This is a genomic window from Paenarthrobacter sp. YJN-D (assembly GCF_015040335.1).
GTDB classification, from domain to species: domain Bacteria; phylum Actinomycetota; class Actinomycetes; order Actinomycetales; family Micrococcaceae; genus Arthrobacter; species Arthrobacter nicotinovorans.
This window is the reverse complement of sequence record NZ_CP053549.1, coordinates 4,258,264-4,282,647: the sequence shown is the minus strand read 5'-3', so window position 1 is coordinate 4,282,647 and position 24,384 is coordinate 4,258,264. Positions and strand designations below refer to the sequence as shown.

Genomic DNA, 24,384 nt, shown 5'->3' with positions numbered 1-24,384 from the left:
GCCACGACGTGACGAGCATTACAAGCATATCGAAATGCTTATTATGCACGCATGTCACTATTTCGGAGTCTTCACCGGTCACAGTCCTGACACAGATTCCCCATGTACAACTCACAGTGACTGCAGCTTTGATGGAGGCATGACATCTCCTCAACAGCCGCACCCGAACCACGACAAGGGACTGGAGTTCGACCTCTCCACGCTCCTGAGCCGGCGGCGGACCTTGGGCGTTCTTCTCGGGACGGGAACCGTTGCCGCCCTCGCCGCCTGCACGCCGGGGACGCAAGGCGGCGGCGCGACGCCGTCGGGAACCTCCACCGGTACCGTCACCCCATCGCAAGGCACGACGGCGGCCACCTCATCGTCGGCGGAGGCCACCAGTACGGTGACCCGCGCCTTGGCCGAATGCGGAGCGGAAATCCCGGAGGAAACGCTGGGGCCCTACCCGGGCGACGGCTCAAACGGACCCAACGTCCTGGAGGCTTCGGGAGTTGTGCGACGGGACATCAGATCCAGTTTCGGAGCGTCCAGTACGAAGGCCGCGGGCGTGCCGCTCACTGTCACCTTGACGCTTCTGGATAACGCCAACGGGTGCTCTCCCCTGGCGGGCGCGGCTGTGTATGTTTGGCATTGCGACCAAAACGGCAAGTATTCGCTCTACGATTCCGGCCTGGAAGACGAGAACTACCTGCGGGGTGTCCAGGAATCGGATGAAAATGGCCAGCTCACTTTCAGTACGGTCTTTCCCGGCGCCTACATGGGCCGCTGGCCTCATATTCACTTTGAGGTATTTGAGTCGATGAGCAACGCAACCAAGGCGGGCCAGGTGCTGGCGGTGTCGCAGATAGCCTTGACTGAGAGCGCCTGCAAGACCGTGTACGCGACCGCCGGTTACGAAAACAGTGCCCGAAGCTTCCCGAAAACCACCCTGTCCTCTGACAACGTCTTTGGTGACGATGGGGGCATATACCAGTTGGCGACTATTTCCGGCTCGGTTGCCGGCGGCTATACGGCCGCCCTGAACGTTACCATCTGACCCCGCAGCTGTCCGGGGCAGGGTGCCAGGTGGTCCGGACAGGCGGTTGAATCCATGCGGCTAGACTCGGGAGCATGCCTTCAAACGCTTCCGCAGCAGTTGACCATATCCAGGATCTCGGCGTGTACGTCTCGGCGTCGCCGTCGAGTTTCCACGCAGTGCACGAGGCCGCGCGCCGCCTTGACGAGGCCGGTTTCACTGGATTGGACGAGCGGCAGCCGTGGGACGGTGGAGCGGGAAAGTTCTATGTCATTCGTGACGGCGCGTTGATCGCCTGGGTTACCCCCACCAATGCCGGACCCACTACCGGATTCAACATCCTGGGTGCACACACAGATTCACCGTCCTTCAAATTGAAGCCGAAACCCACCACCGGCAAGTTCGGCTGGCTCCAGGCGGGAGTCGAGGTCTACGGTGGCCCGCTCCTCAACTCGTGGCTGGATCGCGAACTGCAGCTCGCCGGCCGGCTGGTCATGCGCGACGGCACCGAGCACCTCACCTCAACAGGACCGCTGCTGCGTTTTCCCCAGTTGGCCATCCACCTTGACCGGGGCGTCAATGACAACGGTCTGCACCTGTCAAAGCAGCAGCACATGAACCCGATCTTTGGCCAGGGCGATCCCGTGGGCGAGGACCTTCTGGGACTGCTGGCCGCCGGCGTCGAGGGCACCTCGGTGGATGCCTCCGAAATCGGCGGATACGACGTCGTCGTGGCGGACACGCAGGCTCCTGCGGTTTTCGGGGCCAAGGGCGAGTTCTTCGCCTCCGGCCGCATGGACAACCTTTCCTCCACTCACGCGGGGTTGGTGGCCTTGATTGCCCACGCTTCCTCGTCCCCGGAGGACGGCCCGATCGCTGTTCTTGCAGCGTTCGATCACGAGGAGATCGGCTCCAATTCGCGCTCGGGCGCTTGCGGTCCCATCCTTGAGGACATGCTGGTGCGCATCTCTGATGGATTGGGAGCCTCGGTGACCCAGCGGCGGCAGGCCGTGGCGGCGTCGTTCTGTGTTTCCGCGGACGCCGGCCACGCTGTCCATCCGAACTACGCCGAGAAGCATGACCCGGCGAACAAGCCGGTTCTTAACGGTGGTCCCCTCCTGAAGATCAATGCCAACCAGCGCTACGCCACCGATGCCGCGGGAGCTGCGCTGTGGGCCAGGATGTGCGCCGAGGCGAACGTGCCCTACCAGGAGTACGTCTCCAACAACGATCTTCCCTGCGGATCGACCATCGGCCCGTTGACTGCCACGCGCCTGGGGATCCGCACCGTGGACGTCGGTATCCCGCTGCTGTCGATGCACTCGGCGCGTGAGCTGTGCGGCGTGCAGGATCCGCATCATCTTGCGGCGGTGACGGAACTGTTCTTCCGGACGTCGGTCTAGCCGAAAGCCTCAAACACTCGTTTCGCGCATATTTCGAATGTTTTCATAAGGAAACTTATGTTGCCTGTGAAAATACATTTTGTGCAGTCTCCCTTTTTTGGAGGTGTCAAAATGTCCAATTGCACAGCAATCCGCCCTCTGGTGCTGGCTAGTGTGGGAAAGTCGTGTGGCCCGTGGCACACCACTCATGGCCCAACTCAAACCCAAAGGACGGCGCCGATCCATGCACGCTGACCAACAGCTTTCAAAGTCACTGAAACCCCGCCACCTCTCCATGATCGCCATTGCGGGCGTCATCGGAGCAGGTCTGTTTGTTGGCTCCGGTGCTGCTATCCAGCAGGCCGGACCCGGCATCCTCGTGGCCTATCTGGCCGCCGGCCTGGTTGTCATCCTCGTCATGCGCATGCTTGGTGAGATGGCGGCCGCCAACCCGGAGACGGGTTCGTTTTCCACATACGCAGACAAGGCCCTTGGCCGCTGGGCAGGGTTCAGTATTGGCTGGCTTTATGCCTGGTTTTGGATCATCGTCCTCGGCATCGAGGCAACGGCGGGTGCCGCCATCATGCACCGCTGGGTTCCCGGCGTCGATCAGTGGATCTGGGCGTTGGTTCTCATGGTTCTCCTGACGCTGACCAACCTCGGATCAGTCAAGTCCTACGGCGAGTTCGAATTCTGGTTCGCTTCGATCAAGGTTGCGGCGATCGTGATCTTCCTCCTTGCAGGCATCGCAGCAATTCTCGGTCTCATGCCCGGTGTATCCGCCCCGGGTGTCGCCAATCTGCTGGACCAGGGCGGCTTCATGCCCAACGGTCCCGGCGCAGTGTTGGCGGGCATCCTCGTCGTGGTCTTCTCCTTCTTCGGTGCCGAAATCGCGACCATCGCTGCGGGTGAATCCGAGAACCCCGTAGACGCCGTCAAGAAGGCCGTGAAGTCCACAGTGTGGCGCATCCTGATCTTCTACATCGGCTCCATCGCCATTGTTGTCACACTCCTGCCGTGGAACGACGCGTCCGTCGCCAAGAGCCCCTACGTCGCCGTCATCGAGCTTTATGGCATCCCGGGCGCCGGCACCATCATGGACATCGTGGTCCTCACCTCGGTGCTGTCCTGCCTGAATTCAGGGCTCTACACCGCCAGCCGCATGCTCTTCTCGCTCTCCCGGCGCGGCGATGCTCCCAAGTCGTGGATGAAGATTTCCAAGCGCGGTGTCCCCGCAGCAGCCGTCCTTGCTTCCACGGTGGTTGGTTTCATCACGGTTGGCTTGAACTACATCGCGCCGGACACGGTGTTCCTTTTCCTGGTGAACACCTCGGGCGCGATCGCCCTGTTCGTGTGGCTGGTCATTGCGACTTCCCAGCTCATCCTGCGCAGGCGCATGGGTGCTGCAGCCAAGGAGCTCGAGCTCAAAATGTGGTTCTTCCCGTACCTCACCTGGATCGCCATCGGCAGCATCGTTGCGCTCATCATCGGCATGGTCATCCTCGAGTCCACCCGCGAGTCGCTGTTCCTGTCGCTGGGCCTCGCCGCTGTGGTGGTGGGCATCGGAGTGTTCCGCTACCGCAGGAACGGTGGCAGCCCGCACCAGGATGCCGCTTCAGCCGAACCTTCCGCGGTCGGTTCCGGACCGGCGGCGTAAGTTTCTTTCTGATGCGGGGCAGTTGCCGTCGGTGTTCGACGGCGGCTGCCCCGTTTCGTTTTGGCCCGCCATGATGAGCGGCTGCTTGGGCTACGCGGCTGCGTGGGCTACTGGGCCAGGCCGATCACCAGGTTGATGGTGACGGCAAGGATCACCGTGCCAAACAGGTAGGAGAGCAGGCTGTGTTTCAAGGCTTCCGCCCGGATCCGGTGGTTGCCGAGGTTGGTGTCGGACACCTGGTAGGTCATGCCCAGGCTCGTGGCCAGGTAAGCAAAGTCCGTGTACTGGGGTGGCCGTTCCTGGTTGAAGCTGATTCCGCCCACCTCACCTCCGGCATCTTCTGCAGGGCTGTAATAGAGCTCCGCGTAGCGAAGCGTGAAGAGGGTTTGAACCAGCATCCAGGACAGCGCGACGCAGGCAAGTGCCAGAGCCCCCGAAGACAGGCGTGATCCGGTGCCTTCCGTGTGGGAGTTGACGATCACCGCCACGGCCGCGGCAATACTGGCAAGGTTCGCGATGAGGATCAGGAGATCGGTGACTCCGCGGGAAGGGTCCTCGGACGTTGCGTGCTGCTGTGTTTGACCAGGGTCCATCCGGGCGATCACCAGCCAGACCCACGCTACATAGACCAGTGCTGCCGTCGCCCAGCCCACGGCGGGCGCGTCCACCCAGCTCCCTGCCAGCCCCGTTGCGAGGAACGTCGACGCGCCGGCAACCATCATGGCGACGAAGCGCAATCTGCTGCGTCGGACCCTGACGCTTTTCACTTGCCCGCCGCTGGTCACGGTTGTTCCCGTGAGGTGGAGTCCTGGGAGATCTTCTTCGCCTGGAGGATGCCGTCCCTCACTCCAGCGCGGACCACGAAGTACAGGGCGTAGAGGGCTATCGCGGCAAAAACAACGGTCAGGACCAGGTTGTTCAACGGTGTGGCATCCATGGCGCCACTCTAACGGGACGTCCTCAAGGTGCCAGGAATCCACGAATCGGACATGTTCGTGTTACTGTCTTTGTCGCTGTCAAGGAGAAAAACGAAAGTTGCTTTCTCCTGATCACCTTGCGCGGGTGGCGGAATGGCAGACGCGCTAGCTTGAGGTGCTAGTCCTCGAAAGGGGGTGGGGGTTCAAGTCCCCCTCCGCGCACAAAGAAACCCCTGGAAGATCCACGATCTTCCAGGGGTTTTGTCGTTGGGCCATGCGGCATGACGCCGACCCAGGCGGATTTATCCACATACGCCAAGTGCCCCGTTCCGGGCCGGGATCCGCCCGAATAGCTTTGAGTGCAGGAGATGCACTAAGATATTGAAGTCTGTGTTACGCCCTCCTTCCGAATCTTCGGCGGGGGAGCGGTGCACAGCATCGCAAATGAACCTCCTGTTACGGAAATACCGTAACCGCTTAGCCCAAAGGAGGTGGGTTCACATATGCGTCCTTACGAATTGATGGTAATCATCGACCCCGAGGTCGAAGAGCGTACCGTAGAGTCGTCGCTTCAGAAGTTCCTTAATGTCATCACCACCGATGGTGGAACCATCGAAAAGGTTGACATCTGGGGCCGTCGCCGTCTGGCATACGACATCAAAAAGAAGTCCGAAGGTATCTACGCCGTGGTGAACTTCACCGCTGCGCCGGCTACCGCCAAGGAACTTGATCGCCAGCTGTCTCTCAACGAGACGATCATGCGCACCAAGATCATCCGCCCCGAAGACCAGAAGGTCGTTGCTGAGTAATCAGCCCCTTCAAAATCTTTACACCGCAGGAACGAACAAGGAGGCAGTAGATGGCAGGCGAAACCACTATTACGGTCATTGGTAATCTCACCAATGACCCGGAGCTGCGGTTCACCCCGTCTGGCTCAGCAGTAGCGAACTTCACCATCGCTTCTACTCCCCGGACCTTTGACCGCCAGTCCAATGAATGGAAGGACGGGGAAACCCTGTTCCTCCGTGCATCGGTATGGCGCGAAGCAGCCGAGAACGTAGCCGAGTCCCTCACCAAGGGCATGCGCGTGATCGTTTCCGGCCGCTTGAAGAGCCGTTCCTACGAAACAAAAGAAGGCGAAAAGCGCACCGTTATCGAGCTTGAGGTCGACGAAATCGGCCCCAGCCTGCGTTACGCAAATGCCAAGGTCAACCGTACCCAGCGCTCCGGCGGTGGACAGGGTGGCTTCGGCGGCGGTAACTCCGGTGGCTTTGGAGGTGGCGCTCCTGGTGGAAACCAGGGCGGCGGCAACTCCGGTGGAAGCTGGGGCGGCAACCAGCCCGCACAACAGCAGGATGACCCTTGGGCTACGCCCGGTGTCAGCAACGCTGGCGGCTGGGGCAACGGCCCGGATTCCGAACCTCCCTTCTAAACACCAAATAAAAGTCCGACGCCGGACACCCGCCGGGACTGCCGCTAGGCACCTTGGCGATCACCGCCGTCGAACACCACCATCCCGTGGATCAATATCCACGGGCTCCATAGAAAAGGAGCTCCACGATGGCTAAGGCTGAACTCCGTAAGCCCAAACCAAAGTCCAACCCCTTGAAGGCCGCTGACATCACTGTCATCGACTACAAGGACGTAGCACTGCTGCGCAAGTTCATCTCCGACCGCGGAAAGATCCGCGCTCGTCGCGTTACTGGCGTTACCGTTCAGGAACAGCGCAAGATCGCCCAGGCAATCAAGAACGCCCGCGAAGTTGCTCTGCTGCCTTACTCCGGCGCTGGCCGCGGCTAAGGGAAGGGATTAACTAACATGGCAAAGCTCATTCTGACCCACGAAGTAACCGGTCTCGGTGCTGCTGGCGACGTTGTCGAGGTCAAGGACGGTTACGCACGTAACTTCCTGCTGCCCCGCGGTTTCGCCCTGACCTGGTCGAAGGGTGGCGAGAAGCAGGTTGAGTCCATCAAGGCTGCCCGCGCTGCTCGTGCCCACGCTTCCGTTGAAGCTGCACAGGCACAGGCCCAGGCTCTGTCCTCCAAGAAGGTCAAGCTCGAGGTGAAGGCCGGCGAGTCCGGTCGTCTCTTCGGTACCGTCAAGCCGGCCGACGTCGCTGCTGCTGTTGAGGCCGCTGGCCTCGGCGCCATCGACAAGCGCAACGTTGAACTGCCGAACCACATCAAGTCTGTCGGTTCGTACCAGGCCAACGTTCGCCTGCACGAGGACGTTTCCGCTGTCATCGACCTCGAGGTCGTTGCAAGCAAGTAGTCTCTGACTGCAAGGAAGGCCCCCGCTACCGGATTCCGGTGGCGGGGGTTTTTCTGTGCACCGAAGTGACACTTAATGCCAATACTGATGCCTGGAACTGTCATCAACTGCCACCTCGCCGGAACGGCTAAGGCGTGTGGTGCTCCGTCATCACGTGTTTGTAGCCGGCGCGGATCATCTCTGCCAGCACGTCCCGATCCACGTCGTCCAGCTTGTTGAGGTACAGGCAGGCCGTGCTCGTCTTGTGCTTGCCAAGCTCAGGGAGGAGCCTGTCGGCGGCGGGTCCTTCCGTGACGCCGTACAACACCAGGTTCGCTTTTCGCGGCGAGAACCCGACGGCGGGGGCGTCGCCTTCGCGGCCGGTCTGGTACTTGTAGTGGTAGCTGCCGAACCCGACAATCGTGGGACCCCACATGACAGCTTCATGGCCGGTGGCTTCGCGCATCATCTCCAGCAGCTCAACGCCGTCCGCACGCCGGGTAGGGTGCTCGACGGCCGCCAGGAATTCCTCGACCGACACGTCCGTGGGCTGGGTCTTGTTCTCTGCCATGATCGTAGTTTTGCAGACGCAGGTCATGGCCGCCAGCACCCCGGTGATAGCCTTCCTGGGTGACTTCAGAAGCTTTGCGCACCCGTCCGTTCCATCAAGTGGACGTCTTCTCCGACCAGCCGTACCGGGGAAACCCCCTCGCCGTCGTGGTGGACGCCGAGGGCCTCAGCACGGAGGCAATGCAGCATTTCGCCAACTGGACCAACCTCTCCGAGACCACGTTCCTCCTTCCGCCGACGGATCCCGCAGCGGACTACAGGGTGCGGATTTTTACCAGCAGCGAGGAGTTCCCGTTCGCGGGGCATCCCACCTTGGGGTCCGCGCACACCTGGCTGCAGTCCGGGGGAGTGCCAAAGGCGGATGGCGTTGTGGTTCAGGAATGCGGCGCCGGCCTGGTCCGGGTGAAGCACGACGCCGGACGGCTGGCTTTCGCCGCTCCGCCGCTGACGCGTTTCGGTCCGGTAAGCGAGACTGAACGCGCCCAACTGGCTGCAGGGCTGAGCCTTCCCGAGGCTTCGCTTCTGGATGTGTCGTGGCTGGTCAACGGCCCGGAATGGATCGGCGTGCTCCTTGAATCAGCCGAACAGGTGCTGGCCCTTGAACCTGATTTTGCTGCGATGGGCGACCTCAAGGTTGGCGTGATCGGCCCGCATGAGCCAGGTGCAGCTGCCGATTTCGAAGTCCGCACGTTCGTTCCGGGTGACGCCATGGTGGAAGACCCCGTAACGGGCAGCTTCAACGCGGGAGCGGCCCAGTGGCTGATCGGTACCGGGCGTGCACCAGCGGAGTATGTCGCGGCCCAAGGAACGGTCCTTGGCAGGGCCGGACGCATCCATGTCTCTGCCGAGGATGACGTGATCTGGATCGGTGGGGAATCGACCACCTGCATCGAGGGCAGCGTGCTCCTGTAGCTACTTCATATCGGTCCTCGGAGCACGGATGTCGCTATGCAGTCCCCGCCACCAGCAGTACGGAATTGATAATTGAGGAGATGACGAAGAGTACGGCGAGGCGGCCGTTGGGAGCCCCGAATACTCTGCGGGCAAGCACTGCGTAGAGTGCGGCGGCGATGGCCCCGAACAGAATTCTCAGCCAAGTTTGTCCCAGCATCAGCGTCGCTGCCGGTTCAAGAAACAGACCCACGAAAAGCGTCGTCAGCATGAACGGTATCTGGCCCAGCAGCACCCAGAGCCAGCTTGTGCGCAGTGTTGGCACCTCGACCCCGACAATGAACTTGTAGATCAGCCGCAGTGCAAGGGCCTGGAGGAAAGATGCCACCATGCTCCAAAGAAGTACGCCTACGCGCATGAAAGTGAGCAGTACTTCCTGGCTGGAGAACTGGTTGTATTGGGCATTCTCGCTGACCAGTTGTTCAAGCCTGGGGCCTGCCGCGTATTGCGCCGCCGCGGTGTAGGCGAGAAGCAGGCAGATTATCCAGACGGCGTTGATCTTGGGTGCTCCAGGAGCCTGAAGGGATTCGTGGGACGGGGAGGGGTAGCTCGGGGTCATCGATTACCTTTTCAGTAGTGCGTACTCAGCCCATTCGGCCACGGCGGCCAGAACGTAAAACACGGTGAAGGCGGCGATGGTGCGCATTAACGCTGGGAGGAACTTCGTCCGAATGCCTTCCTTCCTGAGGACTGCGACCAGCGTCGGCCAGAACAGGCGAGCACCCTGGATTGTCATCACCCACGCAACGATCTCGAGCGGGACGTGGACCAGTGTGAGTGCAACGGTCTGCCCCAGGCCTGCCGAGGCGACACTTCCCACCAAGCCCATCCCCAGATAGAAGCCGTTGGCAAGCATCATGATCCTCGCACCGTATTGCGTCAGGAGGAGGGCGACCAATGCCAAGGAGAAATTGTGGGCAAAAATTTCGTAGGCCGTGAGGGCGGTTCCATCAGTAACGGGCTTCCAGGTAAACAGCGATGCAAATAATCCGCCCGCCACCACCGTAATGACTGGCGGGACCAGATCCTTGGCAAAAGACGGGAAGAGCCCGCTTATCGAACTGTAGAAAAATCGGAAGCCCGAGGGCCGCGCAGGCAGCTGGGATGCGTTCAAGCTGCGACTCCAGCCTCGGACAACCTCACCTTGCGGTCCTGCCCGATGGTGAGATCGTAGTCCGTCCATCGGTCCTCTTCATGGGTGGCCAGGATGAGAAGACGATCTTGGCCCGCGGCCAGGAGGGCACTGCGGGCCGCTTTGGAACCATCCCGGTCCAGCCCATTAAGGGGTTCGTCAAGCAAGACAACATCCGTGTGCTGGAAGGCCAATGCCGCTGTAAGGACGAGTCGTTGGCGCTGGCCAAGTGAAAGATCACTGACCTTGGTAGCCAGCATCCCATCGGTGAGGAGCCCGTTGTCTGGGATGGGTCCGGTGAGGGGCCTGATCATGTCAAGCAATTCGCTCGCTGTGAGGTAGTCGAGCGTCAGGTATTCCGTGTCGAGATAGACCGCGTTGAACCTGTTCCGCCAGTCGCGGACAGTTCCGCAGGATGAATGGATCACGCCGCCGAGCAGTTTCAGCAGAGTCGTCTTTCCGCTCCCGTTGCTCCCACGGAGGGCCACCACGCCTCTTTCCGGCAAGTCGATCTTCGTGCTGGCGAAGATGACTTTGCTTCCGAAGGCGTGTTCAACGCTCGTCAGGGACTTCATGGTTCCTCTGTTTCTGTTGCCGTCAGGTCGCGTAACCACGATGGTGTATCTGCCATAAGAACGCCGAAGAGCAGCGCGGCTACTATCACCAAGGCGCCAGCGACGGCGGCCAGCCATGCTGGCTCTGCCGCTCCGGGAATGATGCCTCCCAGGACCCCGGAAAGCACGACAGCCATCCCGCCGCACAGAGCTGCGCCCAGGCCTGCCCTTGAGCGTTGGGACAGTTCGGCGATACGCGACGCCGGCAGGACCGCTGTCTTCCGCTGGATGATTAGGGCATCAGCGGCGATTTCAAAGACGGCCAGAGCGGCCAGGAGCAAAGCCGACTGCGGATTTCCGTGGAAGAGCAGAGTTGCGATGAGACACGCCAAGGCAGGCAGTACAAGCACGGCATTGGTAAACAGGCTTCTGGGTAACAGTGCCCTTGCTTTCCCCGGGACAGTGCGGAAAACGAACAACCCAAATCCGAGAGTCTCAAGTGACGACGTCCGCACGAAGCCTGACCTGAAAAGTATCATTCCCAGGAAGAACACAGCAATGGATACAAAAGGCGCAACTCCGGGCCAGGGCGTATTTTCACCAATTATGAGTGCTAGTGAAGCCAGAAGTACTATACCGCCAGCCTTTATGCCCATATCCAGGAATAATCCCCGTGACTTGAACGCACAATTATGGGCAATTCCGGTGAACAAAAGAGGGGTTCCTGATGCCGTAAGGACCATCGAGGCCAGGGTAACTGCCAAGTCAATCGCGTACTGGTCTTTGCCGCCGGAGAAAATGATGAGCGCAGGAGATTGGGCTATGAGCATGATGACGCTCCCTGACGCCGCTGCTGCTGCAATGATTCCGGGCGTCCAGACCCACGATCTGCCGTTTGGAAGCAGGGCAACCGTGGCTCCAGCCAAGCCAAGGGTTGCCAGTACATTGATCAGGCTGCCCCAGTGGAGGTTCTGGACTGCCAGCATCAAAGCCAAGCCGATGTCCGGGATGGCCAGCCCGGCGCGCATGCCGCATCCCAGCGCTCCCGATACGGTAGTCCACTGCCGGTGAGCCCGCCGGAAGCGACGCCTCGCCTGTAAAAGCCCCAATGCCAGCATGGCGCCGGCTATTGTGGTCAGGTCCGGAGCGTTGAGCGGAATACCCAAAGGGGACAGGCCGGCGTGGGGTGCTGTCCATACAAGGCCAATCACTATGACAAGCAATGTTGCAGCCTGTCCTGCCGTCACTACGGCTTTGCTGGCGCCCAGGCTGAAGCGGAACCCAAGGTCGTCAAGGACACCTTGAAGGCGGCTGGATCTGCGACGGAATTCGTTGATATACGTGGCATGGCATCCGGTAAGGGCCACAGCGAAAGCACTGCGCCAGCGTGGCTGGGTGCTAAGTGGATCCATTGTGGCCCCCTCCGGGTTCACTTGCTGCGGTTTACCAGGCCACGAACTGCTTCACCACGGACAAGGTTGCGAACAGGGCAGCCGTCACGCCGCCGACCTTGGCCGCCTTGGCCGCGGCTGGGCTGATATCACGCTTAACTCGCGTAATTGATGCCGACATGGAAATGCTCCTTTCAATATCATGCGAATAGATTCTTCTGGATCACTTGAGAGGGCTGTTTGTCTTCGGCCGAATGACATTTTGCAGCCAAGAAGGAGCATTGCCTACGAAGTTGTGCCGGTCAACCCCGTTATTGGTCCAGAGAAGGATTAGGGTGCAGGTGTTTGAATCTACAAGTTTCATCAAATCGCGTAACAATTATGTATTTAGTGCCCTAGGGGATGATCTTTGCAATTTCGGCGTCATGAATCTGGCACTGGCCTCACTCAGGAAAATCACCTGCGCTCCCGTAGACCAGCAGGGCCAAAAAAATTTCAAAAAAAGTTTCAAAACCTGCGACACGGACGGCGTGCTACTCAAACATATTGCGGGCATGGTGAGTAACACCTACCTCTGTTGACAGGGCCCGACCTTGCTCCTGTAGCGCCCCGGCCCTCACGCCCGCTTGGGTCTGGACAGCACTGCAACCATGACGATGCCCGCACTGAACAGGGCCTGGACCATACCCACGGCCCACGGAGTGTAGCCAAGATAGAGCCCTACCAGCAGCGGAACCATGGCCAGGATGGTCACGTCGAGTCCGCGCATCAGGGAACCCAGCTGGGCGCGTGGAACGGGGCCGAAGGGCGTGTCCACCGGGGGAGCCGACCAGTCCGGCGCGGCCTTGGTGGCGGAACGGAGCGATCCCGCACCCATCCCGATTCCTGCCAGGGCACCTACCGCAATCAGGGCAGGATCGGAAGCGCCCAAAAGAACCAGGAGTCCACTGAGGGCGGCCATCCACACGGCCATGGCCAGGCACGGCATGAGGGCACGGCTGCTGCGGACCAGCGCCGGGTGGAGGGGGAGCAACGCATCGAGTTCGGGCACCAGTGCCGCCTTGCGGGCCACGCCGCCCATGCCGGAAGCCGTGGCGCAGCCGGCGATGACGATGATGCCCAACTGCGCGAATTCGGGCAGGCCGCCTTCGACCAACAGCATGGCGACGCAGGCCACCAGCCACAGCAAAGAAGATAGCAGGGGCGGATTCAGCCTGAGGAATGCCACAACATCCGCCCGGATCAGCGCCCGAAGCGGACCTCCGGCCGGGCGGGCGAAGAAGCCCGCTGCCCTGCCGCCGTCGACCGTTTTCCGACCGGCGCCCAGCGCACGCAGTACCTCGTTGGAATCCATCATGAACAGGGAAGCTCCGGCATGCCCGGCCACCGCCCCGCCGCGGATCAGCTCCTCGCTGCGCACCTCACCCGTGCGCGGACCCGCAAGGACCAGAAGTACGACGGCGGTGGCTCCGGCCAGCGCTGCCGGCCAGGGAGATTCAGGGAGCGCAGGAAGGACCGTGCAGGCAAGGAGCACGACCATGGTCATCGCGCGGCCAAGCCGGGGTCGGACCATGCCGAGCTGCTGGAAGGCCGCTAACGCCACGGCGATGACCCCGGCCGCTGCAAAGGTGACTGATGCAAGAAGATGCCCGATCGGCGTGCGGTCAACAGCGGTGACCATGCTGAATGGCAGGAAGACCACGGCCAGGCCGGCTGCGGTGAGGACCACTTTGCGCAGGAACGGGGGCAGGACCATGGGGCGGCGGTCGATGGGGAGGGACAGCCACCAGGTGCTCTCAGGTCCACCCACCGTGACAGGACCGAGCTTCCGGGCGAGGTTGGCCACGATCAGCAGGAAGGCGTACGTCACGGTCGTCCACAGCACGGACTCGGGGAGGACAAGCCACTGTTCCCCGATGATGCTGCTGCCCGCGGAACTGCGGTCGGCGATCTCGTTGCGGAGGGCCAGTACGAACGAGGCCGCGATGGTCAGCGAAACGGCAATGCCAAGTCCCCAGCTGTACGCGTCGACGAAGCGTTCACTCAACGAAATCCGGCTGCGCTTGTAACGCCGGGTGGTGCTGCGGGTGAAACGGACGATCTCCGCGGCGAGGTGACGGTCCGCCGTCGAACCATCAACTGTCAGCAACTCAGGACCCGGCAATGATCGACGCTCCCCGCTCGGGCTCCAGCTCGCGGACTTCATGGTCGATGACCAGGCAGGAAGAGGCCGTGGCGAGCAACAGCTCCGGATCGTGGGTCACCAGCACCACGGCACCGCCGTTCCGGGCGTGTTCAGCGATGCGCACCCCGAGTGCCACCCGCATCATCGGATCGAGGCGCTGTTCCGGCTCGTCAAGGATCAGCAGCGAGGATGGACGGATCAGGCCTGCTGCGAGGAGGAGCCTGCGTCGTTGCCCGGAAGAGAGGGCATCCGGGATCGCGTCGGCTCTGCCAAGAAGTCCGAAGAACCCGAGTTCTTCTTCCACCCGCCCTTCAGGGTCGGCTACGGAATGGCCGCGGGCAACGAGGAGCAGGTGCTCCCTGACCGTGAGCGAGGGGAAGAACAGGTCGTCGTCGAAAACGGCCGCTACCTGCCGACGGAACGGCACCGCGTCGGGATCGATGAGGAGGCCGTGGACTCTCACGTCTCCGGCCAGGGGAGCCTGGCGACCTGCGATGGTCCTGGCTACCGTCGACTTCCCGGCACCGTTCACCCCCACGATTCCGAGGACTTCGCCGGCAGCCACCGAAGCGGATACCTCTCCACACACTGGAGCTCCGGCATATCCCACAAGCAAGCCTTCGGCTTCCAGTACTGACCCCATGGTGCAACCCTACCGGCGGAACGGGCGCCGGCTCCCGGTAGCGTTGGGCATGGGGCCCGCGGAACCCGGGCGAAATGGACGAATGCGGGAGTGCCGGCTTGCCGGCGGAGTTGGAGAAATGATGAGGGACTTCGAAACCCTGATTGCGGAGGCCACGGAAGCCGACGTGGATGGCTGGGGGTTCGGATGGCTGGATAAGCGCGCCACTGAAGAGCGCCCGCCCTGGGGGTTCGCCGCGTTGCAGGCAGACCGCCTGGCCCAGGTCCGAAGCGCCCTGGACCTGGATACCGGTGGCGGAGAAGTGTTGTCAGAGGCCCGCAGCTTTCCCGAAAGGATGACAGCCACCGAGGCATGGCCACCCAACGCCGCCCGCGCCCGGGCCTTGTTGGGACCGCGGGGCGTGCAGATCGTGGAGCCAACAGCCGGCGATGCGCTGCCTTTCCCTGACGGGTCGTTCGAACTGGTCACTGCCCGGCACCCCGTCAGCCCGGACTGGAATGAGATCCACCGCGTCCTGGTCCCCGGCGGCCACTATTTCGCCCAGCACGTTGGGCCGGCGTCGGCCTTTGAACTCATCGAATATTTCCTGGGACCGCTGCCCGAGCAGCGGAAGGGCCGCGACCCGCAGGCCGAGGTTGCGGCAGCAGAAGCCGCCGGGCTTACCGTGACGGACCTCAGGACGGCCCGGTGCCGCATGGAGTTCTTTGACGTGGGTGCGGTGGTGTGGATCCTGCGCAAATGCGTGTGGTGGATCCCCGGGTTCACGCCGGAACGGTACCTCGACCAGCTCAAGGAACTGGATGGCCGGATGAGATGCGGACATCCCTTTGTTGCGCACTCCACCCGGCACCTGATCGAAGCGCAGCGGAAAGCGGGAGCAACACAGTCTGAGGACAGTTAGAGGAGTGAGCGGGCTTCCAGGTCTTCCATGGCCCAGCTGAGGATTCTGAGGTCGAAGGGATCGCGTTCCAAGATCCCGAAAAGGTAGGCGTCAAAGTCCCAAAGCATGGCATTCCCGCCATTTGCCCAGTACCAAGCCCATAAATCGTCAAGGGTGATCTCATGCTCAAGGACGAGTAGTCGTGCTGTCTGGCGTGAGTCCATGGGATTTCCCCGCTGCTGCCGCAGCACCACGCCGCATCCAGCTGATCGACAAAGGTTCACATCTGGGAACCCATTTTCATGGTTTCACGTTCGCTGTATATCCGAAACCCCCACAGGTTGCGAATACTATTGGAACCTCCGAGGGATACAACCGCCTGAATAAGGGACCTCGCAATGAATCAGGAGTACATCGTGGATTCTGCCCGGACCTTTGAGTCGATCGTTATCATTTTCAATCCCAACAGCACGGGGGATGCGCCGGAGCTCGCGCAGCAGTTGCAGAAGAAGCTGAAGGAACTCCTCACCTATCAGCCCGAGATCACCCTCCAGCCGACGGAGCACGCCGGCCACGCCGTGGATCTGGCGAGGGAAGCGGCAGCCAAGGGCGGGGACGTCCTCGTGGTCTCGGTGAGCGGCGACGGCGGCTACAACGAGGTCGTCAATGGCGTCATGCAGGCTGGTAACCCCAAGGCAGTATGTGCTGTCCGGGCGGCAGGCAACGCGAATGACCACAGCCGGATCATGGCCACCAAGCCCTTGGAAGAGGCCATTGCCGAGGGGCATGTCCACAACATCGACCTTCTCCGCATCCACACAGGGCAAAAAGGTGACGAACCCCTTGAATATGCGCATTCGTACATCGGCTTCGGTTTGACCCCGGTGGTTGCCACGGAACTGGAAAAGGGCAGCAAAGGCGCACTCAAGGAAATGGTCACTGTCATACAGACCTTCTCCAAATTCGAGCCGTTCGCCATCCGTTTGGCCGACGGAAAACGCCGCAAGTTCGACAGCCTGGTCTTTGCGAACATCCACGAGATGGCCAAATACGCCACGTTGAGTGAAGCCGACGGGCACCCGTCGGACGGCAAGTTCGAGGTCATCACCTTCCCGCACATGGCCAAGTGGCGCGTGCTCCTGACTGCCTTGAAGGCCACCACCCAGGGCCTGGGGGACCAGCCCAGCGTGAGCAACTACGAATTCACCACCCTCAAGCCGCTTCCTTACCAAATGGATGGCGAGGTGAAGAGCGTGGAGGCCAACGTCAAGGTCACGGTGGAGTGCGCTCCCCGCGCCCTCGCAACACTCGGATAAGGCTCTTAGCCTGCAGGTGCGCAGGCGGCGGTGACAAAGTCGTAGATGCGACCACGCAGGTCATTTGATGCCGGGACCTTTATCAGGCCCTGCCGTCCTCCGAGCCTGATCCTGAGTGGCAGGAGCGTGCCCACCTTGTCTTCGGCGACGGCATGGGGGTCGCAGCGTGCCGGGCGGATGGTCAGGGGCAGTTCCTGTTTGTCCGTGCCCACGGTGACGTTCGTGGGCCAGGGGTTACCGGGGGACTGCGCCAGCAACGTAGTCTCGTCGATCGATTCGATGGTGAGGCTTTGCGACCCCCCGCCCCGCGCGGTTGGAGTGATGATGAGTCGCACGACGGCGTCCCGTCCGTCCGTTGCCACCTTCAGTTCGGGGTCCAGCACCATGGTGGCGACGGCGGCAGCTTCAGTTGCGATGCAGAGTTCGGTTGCGTTTCTGGTCAGCACTCCGAAGGGGTCGGTGGCCTCAGTGGTTTCCTTCGTGGCTTCCTTGCCGGGTTCGGAGTACTCCAAGGTTGCTCCGGTCGGCGGCTCGGAGGTGTCTTGTGCTGCTCCGCAGGCCGCCGCAGGCAGTGCTGTGGGCACAGCTTTGGGCTGTCCCGGGGGCAGTTCGAGGCCGCTTTCGGGTCGCTGCCAGAGAATCTCTTCCTCATAGAGGGGCGAACGAAGCCGGGCAGAGGTCACTGTCAGGGGCGTGGCCGTGGTGTTGGTGAACTGGATCTGGATGGCTTGCTTGCCGTACTGGTCACGGGACTGGTTGACTTCCACGGCGATGGCTCCGGCGCTGGTGCTCGCCGAGGGCTGCGGGGAGGCGGCACCGGAGTCGCAGGCGGACAGGGCAGGCATCATCGCCGCCAGGACCAGAAACCCGGCGAGGACACGCCCTTTTTGGCACACCATGCGATCAGTGTAGGTGTCGCTGGGGGCGCGGGTACGATGTCGCTGACGCACAGCTTTCAACTCCGCCCAAGGAGTTGCCATGAAAGGCGGTATCCATGTCATTCCAGGCTTACCTCGACGCCATTGAGGACAAAACAGGCCTCACGCCGCGGCAATTGGTCGAGATCGCGGAAACCAAAGGCTTCAGCGACCCCTCGGTGAAGGCGGGCACCATCCTTGAATGGCTTAAGGCGGACTACGGCCTCGGCCGCGGCCACGGAATGGCCTTGGTGCATGTCATCAAGAAGGGAGCGCAGATCGACAGCCGGCACGTGGGATCCGAGGGAAGTCACCGGGACGAGTCGGACATGCTCTGGTTGGACGGCAAGGCCAGCAAGCCGTCATCGTGACCGCTGGAGGTCACTGGCCATAAAACACTAAGCATGCTTAGCTTAGTGTCCACTGCACCATCCGTACGCGCGCAGAAAGGTTCACATGTCTACCGTGACGCAGCTGTTCAAAACCCCTGCCGCAGATGTTTGGAAGGTTGTCCAGGAGGGCTGGCTGTATTCCGGGTGGGTGGTTGGCGCCTCAAGAATCCGTTCCGTTGACGACCATTGGCCGGAGAAGGGGTCCGGGCTTCGTCACTCCGTGGGCTCCTGGCCGTTCCTCATCGACGACAGCACCCGCGTGACCGCCGTCGAACCCGGGCGGATGCTGGAGCTTCTCGCGAGGGGCTGGCCCCTGGGCGAAGCCACAGTGCGCATCACCTTGGAAGACGTTGGAGACTCGCAATGCAGGGTTTCCATTGCCGAGGATGCCGTGCGTGGACCGGGCAAGATGGTGCCCAAGAAGCTGCGTGATCCCGTTATTGCAGTCCGGAACCGCGAAACCCTCAGACGGCTGGAACTCATGGCCCTGGGCGGGGCCGGGCGGCACAGCTAGGAGCGCACCACCCAGTCGAAAGCGTCGGCCTTGGATCGTGCGCCCTGCGCTGACTTGGAGCGGTTCGGCTCATCAAGCTCCGCCAGCAAGGTCTCCGACAGCACCACGAGTTCGCCAAAGATCCCCGGGGTCAGCCAGTCCGGGCGGGTCGCGAACAGGATGTCCTCGCTGGAAGTGTTGCCGCTGGCACCCGGGGCAAAGGGGCAGCCGCCAAGACCCCCCAAAGCGCCGTCCACCATGGCAGCTCCTGCCTGGATGGCTGCGAGGGTATTTGCCACGCCCAAACCCCAGGTGTCGTGGCCGTGATAGACGATCCGGCGGGCAGGGGATTCGTCCCGCACACGTGCCACCAGTCCGGCAACCTGGGCAGGAACCGCCTGGCCCAAGGTATCGCAGATGACAATGTCCGTGGTGCCCTCGGCGCGGGGATCATTGGCAATCGAGAGTATGCGTTCTTCGGAAATGTTGCCCTCAAACGGGCAGGTAAAAGATGTTGCGATGCACAGCTGGATCTGCCCGTTCACGGCGCGTGCGTATTCGACGGCCTCGGGCAGGGCCGCCAGGCTCTGATCCGTGGTGCGGCCGATGTTCGCCTTGTTGTGGGAATCCGAGGCGGACAGGCAGTACTGGAAGTTCCGCGCCCCCGCAGCCGATGCCTTCGCCACGTGGCCGGGGGTGGCTACCCAGATCCAGCACTTCTCCAGTTCCTCCGGCGTAAGCGCCTGGACGACTTCCAAGGTGTTGGCCATGGTGGGAACCAGGTCGGCGCGGGCCATGGAGCCGAGTTCAATGGCGGGCACGCCCAGGCGCAGCAACTCCCGGACGGTTTCGATCTTCTGCTCAGCCGTCAGGAGCTTGCCCGTGAGTTGCAAGCCGTCGCGCAGAGTGACGTCCCGAAGGATGGCCTGGCCCAGTGTTCCGGCAAGGGGGTTCTCGACGTGGTTCATGAGCGGACTGCTTCCTCACGGCCGGATGCGGCATCGATTTGGCCCGCGCTCATGCCCAGCAGGCCACCGAGGATCTCCTGGGTGTTCTCACCGAGGTCCGGCCCGAGGTTGCGGATAGGCAGGGATTGACCGCCGATGACCGGCACAATCCCGGGGAACCCAACGCCGGGGATGGTCTCCTCGCCCGTGGAAACATCGAATTTCTGGATCATGTTCCGTGCCGCGTACTGGCTGTCGTCGCTGATGTCCGCCGCTGTGTAGATGGGTCCCGCGGGGACGCCGGCGGCTTCCAGCACGGCCAGGGCTTCGGCGGCAGGCAGCGTGGCCGTCCATTCGCCAATTGCCTGATCGAGCTCTTCACGCTGGGTCCAGCGCCCGGCATTGCCCTGCAAATCCGGGCGTTCGGCCAGGTCCGGGCGTCCGATGGTCTGCATGTACCGCTGGAAGATCGAATCACCGTTGCCGGCCACCACGATGCTCGCGCCGTCCCCGCACACGTACGCGTTGGAGGGGGCAATGCCTTCCATCCGCCCACCCACGCGCTGACGGTCCACGCCGTAGGCCTGGTAATCCGGAATCAGTGATTCCATCATCGAAAACATGGCCTCATGCAGGGCAACGTCAATGACGCGTTCGGTGAGGGGAACGCCGGAACCCGGGTCCCGGCGTCGTGCTTCGCGTTGGAAGAGGCTCATGACGGAGCCGAAGGCGGCGTACAGTCCCGCGATCGAGTCTCCAATGGAGACGCCGACGCGCACCGGTGCGCGGTCCGGGTCGCCCACCAGGTTGCGGAACCCGCCGTAGGCTTCGGCGACGGCGGCAAAACCGGGCCGTCCGGACAGTGGCCCCGTCTGCCCGAAGGCGGAGATACGGGTGACGATGAGCTCGGGGTTTGCCTCGTTCAGGACTTCCGGGCCGAGGCCCCACTTTTCCAAGGTGCCGGGACGAAAGTTTTCCAACAGGATGTCGCACTTCGCCACGAGCTCCAGGACCGCCTGTTTGCCGGCATCCGTGCGGAGATCGAGGACCACTGACTTCTTGTTCCGGTTCAGCGTCCGGTAGAGCATGGAGGTGGTGCCCTTGTGGAGCCGCCAGTTGCGCAATTCGTCACCGGTTCCCGGACGTTCCACCTTGATGACTTCGGCGCCGAAGTCGGCAAGGAGCCGGCCCGCGGTAGGAGCCGCGATGTAGTTGCCGAGCTCCAGGACCCGGACGCCGTCCAGCGGGGCGATTGTTTGCTCTGTCATGGTCTTCTTTCGTGCGTGGCTGGCGAGGGCAGCAGTAGGGAACCCCTTACACTCTGGCACGGTATGGCCGGCTCCACCATCGTCACGGCCGTTGGCGGGCATTGTCGGTGACGGAAGTAGACTCACGCTATGGGTTTCCTGATCCGGACCGCCACCGAGGTGGACGTTCCCGGCATCGTCGCGGTGGAGCTGGCCGCTGGCCGGACCGCGCCCGCCGCCGCCCGGGCGTTCGGGCTGAGGATCGGCAGCGCCATCGCTGATCCCGGGCGTTTGGTTCTTGTGGCCGGGATGCCTCCGGACGTACCGGCGGGCGGAGGCTCCGCCGTCGTGGGTTGGGCCAAAACGCACCAATGGGATTTCCCGGACGGATCGGCGCCCGCCGGTCATTATCTGGCCGGCATCACCGTCCTGCCGGATTTCCGACGACGAGGGCTGGCCCAGGAGCTTACCGAAGCAAGGCTCCAATGGATTTGGCAGCAGGCCGGCGACGCTTGGTACGTAGTGAACGCCCGCAACCAGGCCTCATTGGCACTGCACCGGAAATGGGGGTTTCGTGAGGTCGCGCGTGGCCCGGGTTTTCATACGGTGACGTTCGACGGCGGTGAGGGCGTCCTGCTCTCGGCGGCACGGCCGCTGTCCTGATCCCATCCAACGGCTCCCCGCCTTAGCATGGGTCCAGGGATGCGCCGACTGGGGGAGTGTGTGATGGGGCCTTTGGATTCGATTCAAGCCAGTGCAGGGAAAGCCGAAACGGCTCAAGTGCCACCGCGACCGAAGGTTCCACGACGTCGCACCTCACGGCTGCGGAAGCTCGAGCTGGCCATCCTGGTGGTGTTGGTCCTGGCACTGGCTCTTTCCGCTACGCCCTGGCCGTCGGCCTTGCTCATCCGCAGTGTTTTTGAACGGGGTGCCCAAGCCACCATCGACGAGATGACGCCTTACGTTCCCGACACGCCCCTGGAAACCCAGGCCGGCGTTGTCTACAAGCCAGGCTCCACGTTTGACGTTTTCAGCCCGCAAGGCACGGCGGCTCCCCTTCCTACGGTCGTGTGGATTCATGGGGGCGCCTGGATTTCCGGGGCACAACGCGACGTCAATCCCTATCTGCAGATTCTGGCGGCCAAGGGCTACACCACGATTGGGATGAGCTATCCGATCGCGCCGGAGGCCACGTACCCGACCGCTGTGCGGGACATCAATGAAGCCCTGGCGTATATCAAGGCGCACGCCGCCGAGCTCAAGGTGGACACCAACCGAATCGTCCTCGCAGGGGACTCCGCCGGCGCCCAGCTGGCCAGCCAGATGACCACGCTCACGGTGAACCCGGAGTATGCCAATCTCATGGGAATCCAGCCGGCCCTCCGGAAATCGGAGCTTGCTGCCACCATCCTGCATTGCGGTGTCTACGATCTTCGCGCCATGGCTGACCTGAACGGCATCGTGGCGTGGGGTTTCAAGACTTCCCTTTGGGCCTACACCGGCACCAAGGATTGGTCTGCCACGTATGCCGGGGCCACCATGTCCACCATCGACTTTGTTACCCCCGGTTTCCCGCCGACGTTCATCAGCGGCGGCAACGGCGACGGCCTCACCTGGCTCCAATCCGTTCCGTACAGCAACCGACTAAAGGACGCCGGGGTGCCGGTGACGGAGCTGTTCTGGCCGGCCAATCATGAGCCCGAGCTGCCGCACGAATACCAGTTCCACTTGAATTTCAGCGAGGCACAGGAGGCCCGGGACAGGACGTTCGATTTCCTGGCGCGGTATACCGCCAAAGTATCTCCATGATGGAACTATTATGGGGGAATGGCTGATTCCCCTGAACGTCGGATAACCCGCACTCCCCTCCTCTTCTGGGCTTCTGTTGTCTGTGCCGCGGTACTGGTCCTGGTGCCGGCATGGATGCTTGCGGGGAACCCGGCCGTACTGCGGGGCCACCCCTTGCTTCCGTCGCTTTTGGTGACTGCCGCCGTCGTCGGGCTCTTGTGGGGCTTGCTGCTGTGGCGGCGTCGACGCGCACTACGGCCGCGTTCTGTCGTGCGGACGGTCGGGGCCTGGCTTGGGCGCGTGGCGGTGCTGGCGCTTGTGGCAGTGCTCTTCTGGCTCAATCCATTCGCGTACCAGCCAGCTGCTGACCAGGCCTCAGGCCCGGCGTCCAGCTTTTCGATCACCGAGGACCCGACGTCGATCGTGCTGACTCCCGAGGCGAGTGAGGTCAGTACAGGTCTGGTGTTCTATCCGGGCGCCCGGGTTGAAGCCCGCGCCTACGTGGACCTGCTCAAGCCCGCCGCCGATGCCGGGTTCCTGGTGGTCATTCTGAAAGAGCCCCTGAACCTCAGCTTGCTGGACGGAGACCAGGCCCGCAGCGCCATGGCCGCCCACCCCGCCATCACCACGTGGGCAGTGGGAGGCCACTCGCTCGGCGGGGTAAGCGCCAGTTCCTTCGCGCTTGGCAACGCCGATGTGGACGGGCTGCTTCTGTACGCCTCCTACCCTTTGGAATCCCTCCGGGAGCGTGCGGGGCTGATGGTCGAGTCCATTTCCGGAACAGAAGATGGCCTCAGCACTCCGGCGAAGATCGAGGCCTCCCGCGACTTGCTGCCGGGCGACACCAGGTTTGTCGCGGTCCAAGGCGGGAACCATGCCTTCTTTGGAAATTACGGAGCGCAGCCCGGAGACGGTCAGCCGGGCGTGGACAGGTCCGTGGCGCAGGCGCAGATCGCCGCGGCTACTGTGGAGTTCCTGCAGCAACTCAAGGCTCCGTAGGCCAGGAGGGAATACTTCCGGAAGGGCCCCTGTTCTTAGATTTAGATGCAAATGCATGTAAGCTGGATGAACAAGCAACAGGAGAATGCCATGGAAACCCGCCGCATCACCGTACTTTCCGCCGGACTCGGCGTCCCGTCGTCGAGCCGCTTGCTGGCGGACCAGCTGGCAGCTTCTGCCGAGCGGCAGCTGCGCGGAGCCGGCTATGAGGCGAAGATCGACATCGTCGAGCTGCGCGACCTGGCGGTGGACATCGCCAACAACTTCGTTACCGGCTACGCCGCACCGCGCCTCGCGGAGGTGATTGCCGGCGTCGAGGATTCAGATGCCATCATCGCCGTCAGCCCCGTCTTCAGCGCCTCTTACAGCGGTCTGTTCAAGTCGTTCATCGACGTCCTCGATCCCAAGTCGCTGGACGGCAAGGCCGTACTGCTGGGCGCGACGGGCGGCACCGACCGCCACCAGATGGTCCTCGACTACGCCATGCGGCCCCTGTTCAGCTACCTGCGCACCAGGATCGCGGCTACGGGCGTCTTCGCGGGGCCGCAAGACTGGGGAAACACCGACGACGGCGCCTCGCCACTTTCGTCGCGGGTGGACCGGGCCGCGGGTGAACTCGTGCAACTGCTCAGCGGCCCGCAGCCGCACCGCAAGGACAACGCCCTCGAGTCGTTACCGTTCGAGCAGCTGCTGGCCGGAATCTCAGCCGGCAGGTAGGCCGAACTTTTAGCAGGCGCCGGTCGTTGGGGCAAGCATGA

30 protein-coding genes and 1 tRNA gene are annotated in these 24,384 nt (G+C 62.4%); 17 read left to right on the top strand and 14 right to left on the bottom strand.

Features of this window, described 5'->3' with window-relative positions; all coding sequences use genetic code 11:
- The first annotated feature begins 139 nt into the window (after positions 1-139).
- From HMI60_RS20000 to HMI60_RS19990, 3 genes are all read left to right on the top strand, one after another.
- Positions 140-1,036, top strand: a complete 897-nt coding sequence (locus tag HMI60_RS20000) for a 3,4-dioxygenase subunit beta (protein ID WP_193590289.1) — start codon at positions 140-142, stop codon at positions 1,034-1,036.
- A 74-nt stretch (positions 1,037-1,110) separates the two neighbouring features.
- Entirely contained in the window at positions 1,111-2,418 is a 1,308-nt protein-coding gene (locus tag HMI60_RS19995; protein ID WP_193590288.1) for a M18 family aminopeptidase, read from the top strand.
- Between the two features lie 223 nt (positions 2,419-2,641).
- On the top strand, positions 2,642-4,054 hold the full coding sequence (locus HMI60_RS19990; protein WP_193590287.1) for an amino acid permease: 1,413 nt from the start codon (positions 2,642-2,644) through the stop codon (positions 4,052-4,054).
- 107 nt (positions 4,055-4,161) lie between these two features.
- Here the strand turns inward: HMI60_RS19990 and HMI60_RS19985 are convergent, their stop codons facing one another.
- Together HMI60_RS19985 and HMI60_RS19980 are read right to left on the bottom strand one after the other, a co-directional pair.
- A complete protein-coding gene (locus HMI60_RS19985; protein WP_227453616.1) occupies positions 4,162-4,839 on the bottom strand; it encodes a DUF1345 domain-containing protein in 678 nt (225 codons plus the stop codon).
- Positions 4,836-4,991 carry a hypothetical protein gene (locus HMI60_RS19980; RefSeq protein WP_179128458.1) on the bottom strand — a complete coding sequence of 52 codons (156 nt, stop codon included), beginning with the start codon at positions 4,989-4,991 and terminating at the stop codon, positions 4,836-4,838. The genes HMI60_RS19985 and HMI60_RS19980 overlap by 4 nt, the downstream gene beginning before the upstream one ends.
- A 119-nt stretch (positions 4,992-5,110) precedes the next feature.
- Here HMI60_RS19980 and HMI60_RS19975 point away from each other — a divergent pair.
- From HMI60_RS19975 to rplI, 5 genes are all read left to right on the top strand, one after another.
- A tRNA-Leu gene (locus HMI60_RS19975) sits at positions 5,111-5,193 on the top strand.
- A gap of 281 nt (positions 5,194-5,474) precedes the next feature.
- Positions 5,475-5,780 carry a 30S ribosomal protein S6 gene (gene rpsF / locus HMI60_RS19970; RefSeq protein ID WP_011776755.1) on the top strand — a complete coding sequence of 102 codons (306 nt, stop codon included), beginning with the start codon at positions 5,475-5,477 and terminating at the stop codon, positions 5,778-5,780.
- Positions 5,781-5,830: 50 nt separating this feature from the next.
- The gene (locus HMI60_RS19965) at positions 5,831-6,403 is read left to right on the top strand and encodes a single-stranded DNA-binding protein (RefSeq protein ID WP_018778530.1); all 573 of its coding nucleotides are present in this window, start codon (positions 5,831-5,833) and stop codon (positions 6,401-6,403) included.
- Positions 6,404-6,531: 128 nt separating this feature from the next.
- A complete protein-coding gene (rpsR, locus tag HMI60_RS19960; RefSeq protein ID WP_003800144.1) occupies positions 6,532-6,771 on the top strand; it encodes a 30S ribosomal protein S18 in 240 nt (79 codons plus the stop codon).
- 18 nt (positions 6,772-6,789) lie between these two features.
- A complete protein-coding gene (rplI, locus tag HMI60_RS19955; protein WP_018778531.1) occupies positions 6,790-7,242 on the top strand; it encodes a 50S ribosomal protein L9 in 453 nt (150 codons plus the stop codon).
- 127 nt (positions 7,243-7,369) lie between these two features.
- Here the strand turns inward: rplI and HMI60_RS19950 are convergent, their stop codons facing one another.
- Positions 7,370-7,792: a DUF1801 domain-containing protein gene (locus tag HMI60_RS19950; RefSeq protein WP_193590286.1), complete on the bottom strand. Its 423-nt coding sequence runs from the start codon at positions 7,790-7,792 to the stop codon at positions 7,370-7,372.
- Between the two features lie 59 nt (positions 7,793-7,851).
- On the opposite strand from HMI60_RS19950, the gene HMI60_RS19945 reads away from it, so the two are divergent.
- Complete coding sequence (locus HMI60_RS19945; RefSeq protein ID WP_189076616.1) at positions 7,852-8,703, top strand: PhzF family phenazine biosynthesis protein; 852 nt, start codon at positions 7,852-7,854, stop codon at positions 8,701-8,703.
- Positions 8,704-8,737: 34 nt separating this feature from the next.
- Here HMI60_RS19945 and HMI60_RS19940 read toward each other — a convergent pair whose 3' ends face one another.
- The 7 genes from HMI60_RS19940 to HMI60_RS19915 all read right to left on the bottom strand — a co-directional run bounded on the left by HMI60_RS19940 (position 8,738) and on the right by HMI60_RS19915 (position 14,647).
- Complete coding sequence (locus HMI60_RS19940) at positions 8,738-9,301, bottom strand: hypothetical protein (protein ID WP_064722377.1); 564 nt, start codon at positions 9,299-9,301, stop codon at positions 8,738-8,740.
- A 3-nt stretch (positions 9,302-9,304) separates the two neighbouring features.
- Positions 9,305-9,856 (bottom strand): hypothetical protein, encoded by a 552-nt coding sequence (locus tag HMI60_RS19935; protein WP_193590285.1) that lies wholly within the window; start codon positions 9,854-9,856, stop codon positions 9,305-9,307.
- Positions 9,853-10,449: an ATP-binding cassette domain-containing protein gene (locus HMI60_RS19930; protein ID WP_193590284.1), complete on the bottom strand. Its 597-nt coding sequence runs from the start codon at positions 10,447-10,449 to the stop codon at positions 9,853-9,855. Before HMI60_RS19930 ends, HMI60_RS19935 begins: the two co-directional genes overlap by 4 nt.
- A complete protein-coding gene (locus HMI60_RS19925) occupies positions 10,446-11,840 on the bottom strand; it encodes a hypothetical protein (RefSeq protein WP_193590283.1) in 1,395 nt (464 codons plus the stop codon). The genes HMI60_RS19930 and HMI60_RS19925 overlap by 4 nt, the downstream gene beginning before the upstream one ends.
- Before the next feature lie 31 nt (positions 11,841-11,871).
- Positions 11,872-12,000 (bottom strand): hypothetical protein, encoded by a 129-nt coding sequence (locus HMI60_RS21195; RefSeq protein ID WP_255520222.1) that lies wholly within the window; start codon positions 11,998-12,000, stop codon positions 11,872-11,874.
- Between the two features lie 435 nt (positions 12,001-12,435).
- Complete coding sequence (locus tag HMI60_RS19920; protein WP_227453615.1) at positions 12,436-13,983, bottom strand: DUF6297 family protein; 1,548 nt, start codon at positions 13,981-13,983, stop codon at positions 12,436-12,438.
- The gene (locus HMI60_RS19915; protein WP_018779439.1) at positions 13,970-14,647 is read right to left on the bottom strand and encodes an ABC transporter ATP-binding protein; all 678 of its coding nucleotides are present in this window, start codon (positions 14,645-14,647) and stop codon (positions 13,970-13,972) included. The genes HMI60_RS19920 and HMI60_RS19915 overlap by 14 nt, the downstream gene beginning before the upstream one ends.
- A 121-nt stretch (positions 14,648-14,768) precedes the next feature.
- Here HMI60_RS19915 and HMI60_RS19910 point away from each other — a divergent pair, with 121 nt between their 5' ends.
- Positions 14,769-15,548, top strand: a complete 780-nt coding sequence (locus HMI60_RS19910; RefSeq protein ID WP_193590282.1) for a class I SAM-dependent methyltransferase — start codon at positions 14,769-14,771, stop codon at positions 15,546-15,548.
- Here HMI60_RS19910 and HMI60_RS19905 read toward each other — a convergent pair.
- Positions 15,545-15,751 carry a hypothetical protein gene (locus tag HMI60_RS19905; protein WP_035734196.1) on the bottom strand — a complete coding sequence of 69 codons (207 nt, stop codon included), beginning with the start codon at positions 15,749-15,751 and terminating at the stop codon, positions 15,545-15,547. The two genes, HMI60_RS19910 and HMI60_RS19905, sit on opposite strands and share 4 nt — an antisense overlap.
- Before the next feature lie 174 nt (positions 15,752-15,925).
- Here HMI60_RS19905 and HMI60_RS19900 point away from each other — a divergent pair, with 174 nt between their 5' ends.
- Complete coding sequence (locus tag HMI60_RS19900; protein ID WP_227453614.1) at positions 15,926-16,843, top strand: diacylglycerol kinase family protein; 918 nt, start codon at positions 15,926-15,928, stop codon at positions 16,841-16,843.
- Between the two features lie 5 nt (positions 16,844-16,848).
- Here HMI60_RS19900 and HMI60_RS19895 read toward each other — a convergent pair whose 3' ends face one another.
- Positions 16,849-17,742, bottom strand: a complete 894-nt coding sequence (locus HMI60_RS19895) for a hypothetical protein (protein ID WP_193590281.1) — start codon at positions 17,740-17,742, stop codon at positions 16,849-16,851.
- A gap of 95 nt (positions 17,743-17,837) precedes the next feature.
- On the opposite strand from HMI60_RS19895, the gene HMI60_RS19890 reads away from it, so the two are divergent.
- Positions 17,838-18,131, top strand: a complete 294-nt coding sequence (locus tag HMI60_RS19890) for a DUF4287 domain-containing protein (RefSeq protein WP_018779434.1) — start codon at positions 17,838-17,840, stop codon at positions 18,129-18,131.
- Positions 18,132-18,216: 85 nt separating this feature from the next.
- On the top strand, positions 18,217-18,666 hold the full coding sequence (locus HMI60_RS19885) for an SRPBCC family protein (RefSeq protein ID WP_055974117.1): 450 nt from the start codon (positions 18,217-18,219) through the stop codon (positions 18,664-18,666).
- Here the strand turns inward: HMI60_RS19885 and HMI60_RS19880 are convergent.
- Positions 18,663-19,613, bottom strand: coding sequence for a hydroxymethylglutaryl-CoA lyase (locus tag HMI60_RS19880; protein ID WP_055974114.1), 951 nt, complete (start codon positions 19,611-19,613; stop codon positions 18,663-18,665). The two genes, HMI60_RS19885 and HMI60_RS19880, sit on opposite strands and share 4 nt — an antisense overlap.
- Positions 19,610-20,860 (bottom strand): CaiB/BaiF CoA-transferase family protein, encoded by a 1,251-nt coding sequence (locus HMI60_RS19875; protein ID WP_193590280.1) that lies wholly within the window; start codon positions 20,858-20,860, stop codon positions 19,610-19,612. The genes HMI60_RS19880 and HMI60_RS19875 overlap by 4 nt, the downstream gene beginning before the upstream one ends.
- A 129-nt stretch (positions 20,861-20,989) precedes the next feature.
- Here HMI60_RS19875 and HMI60_RS19870 point away from each other — a divergent pair, with 129 nt between their 5' ends.
- The 4 genes from HMI60_RS19870 to HMI60_RS19855 all read left to right on the top strand — a co-directional run bounded on the left by HMI60_RS19870 (position 20,990) and on the right by HMI60_RS19855 (position 24,343).
- A complete protein-coding gene (locus tag HMI60_RS19870) occupies positions 20,990-21,502 on the top strand; it encodes a GNAT family N-acetyltransferase (protein ID WP_018779430.1) in 513 nt (170 codons plus the stop codon).
- A gap of 117 nt (positions 21,503-21,619) precedes the next feature.
- Entirely contained in the window at positions 21,620-22,648 is a 1,029-nt protein-coding gene (locus HMI60_RS19865; protein WP_227453613.1) for an alpha/beta hydrolase, read from the top strand.
- Between the two features lie 18 nt (positions 22,649-22,666).
- Positions 22,667-23,626 carry an alpha/beta hydrolase gene (locus HMI60_RS19860; protein ID WP_193590278.1) on the top strand — a complete coding sequence of 320 codons (960 nt, stop codon included), beginning with the start codon at positions 22,667-22,669 and terminating at the stop codon, positions 23,624-23,626.
- 90 nt (positions 23,627-23,716) lie between these two features.
- Positions 23,717-24,343 (top strand): FMN reductase, encoded by a 627-nt coding sequence (locus tag HMI60_RS19855; protein WP_039243524.1) that lies wholly within the window; start codon positions 23,717-23,719, stop codon positions 24,341-24,343.
- The last annotated feature ends 41 nt before the right edge of the window (positions 24,344-24,384 follow it).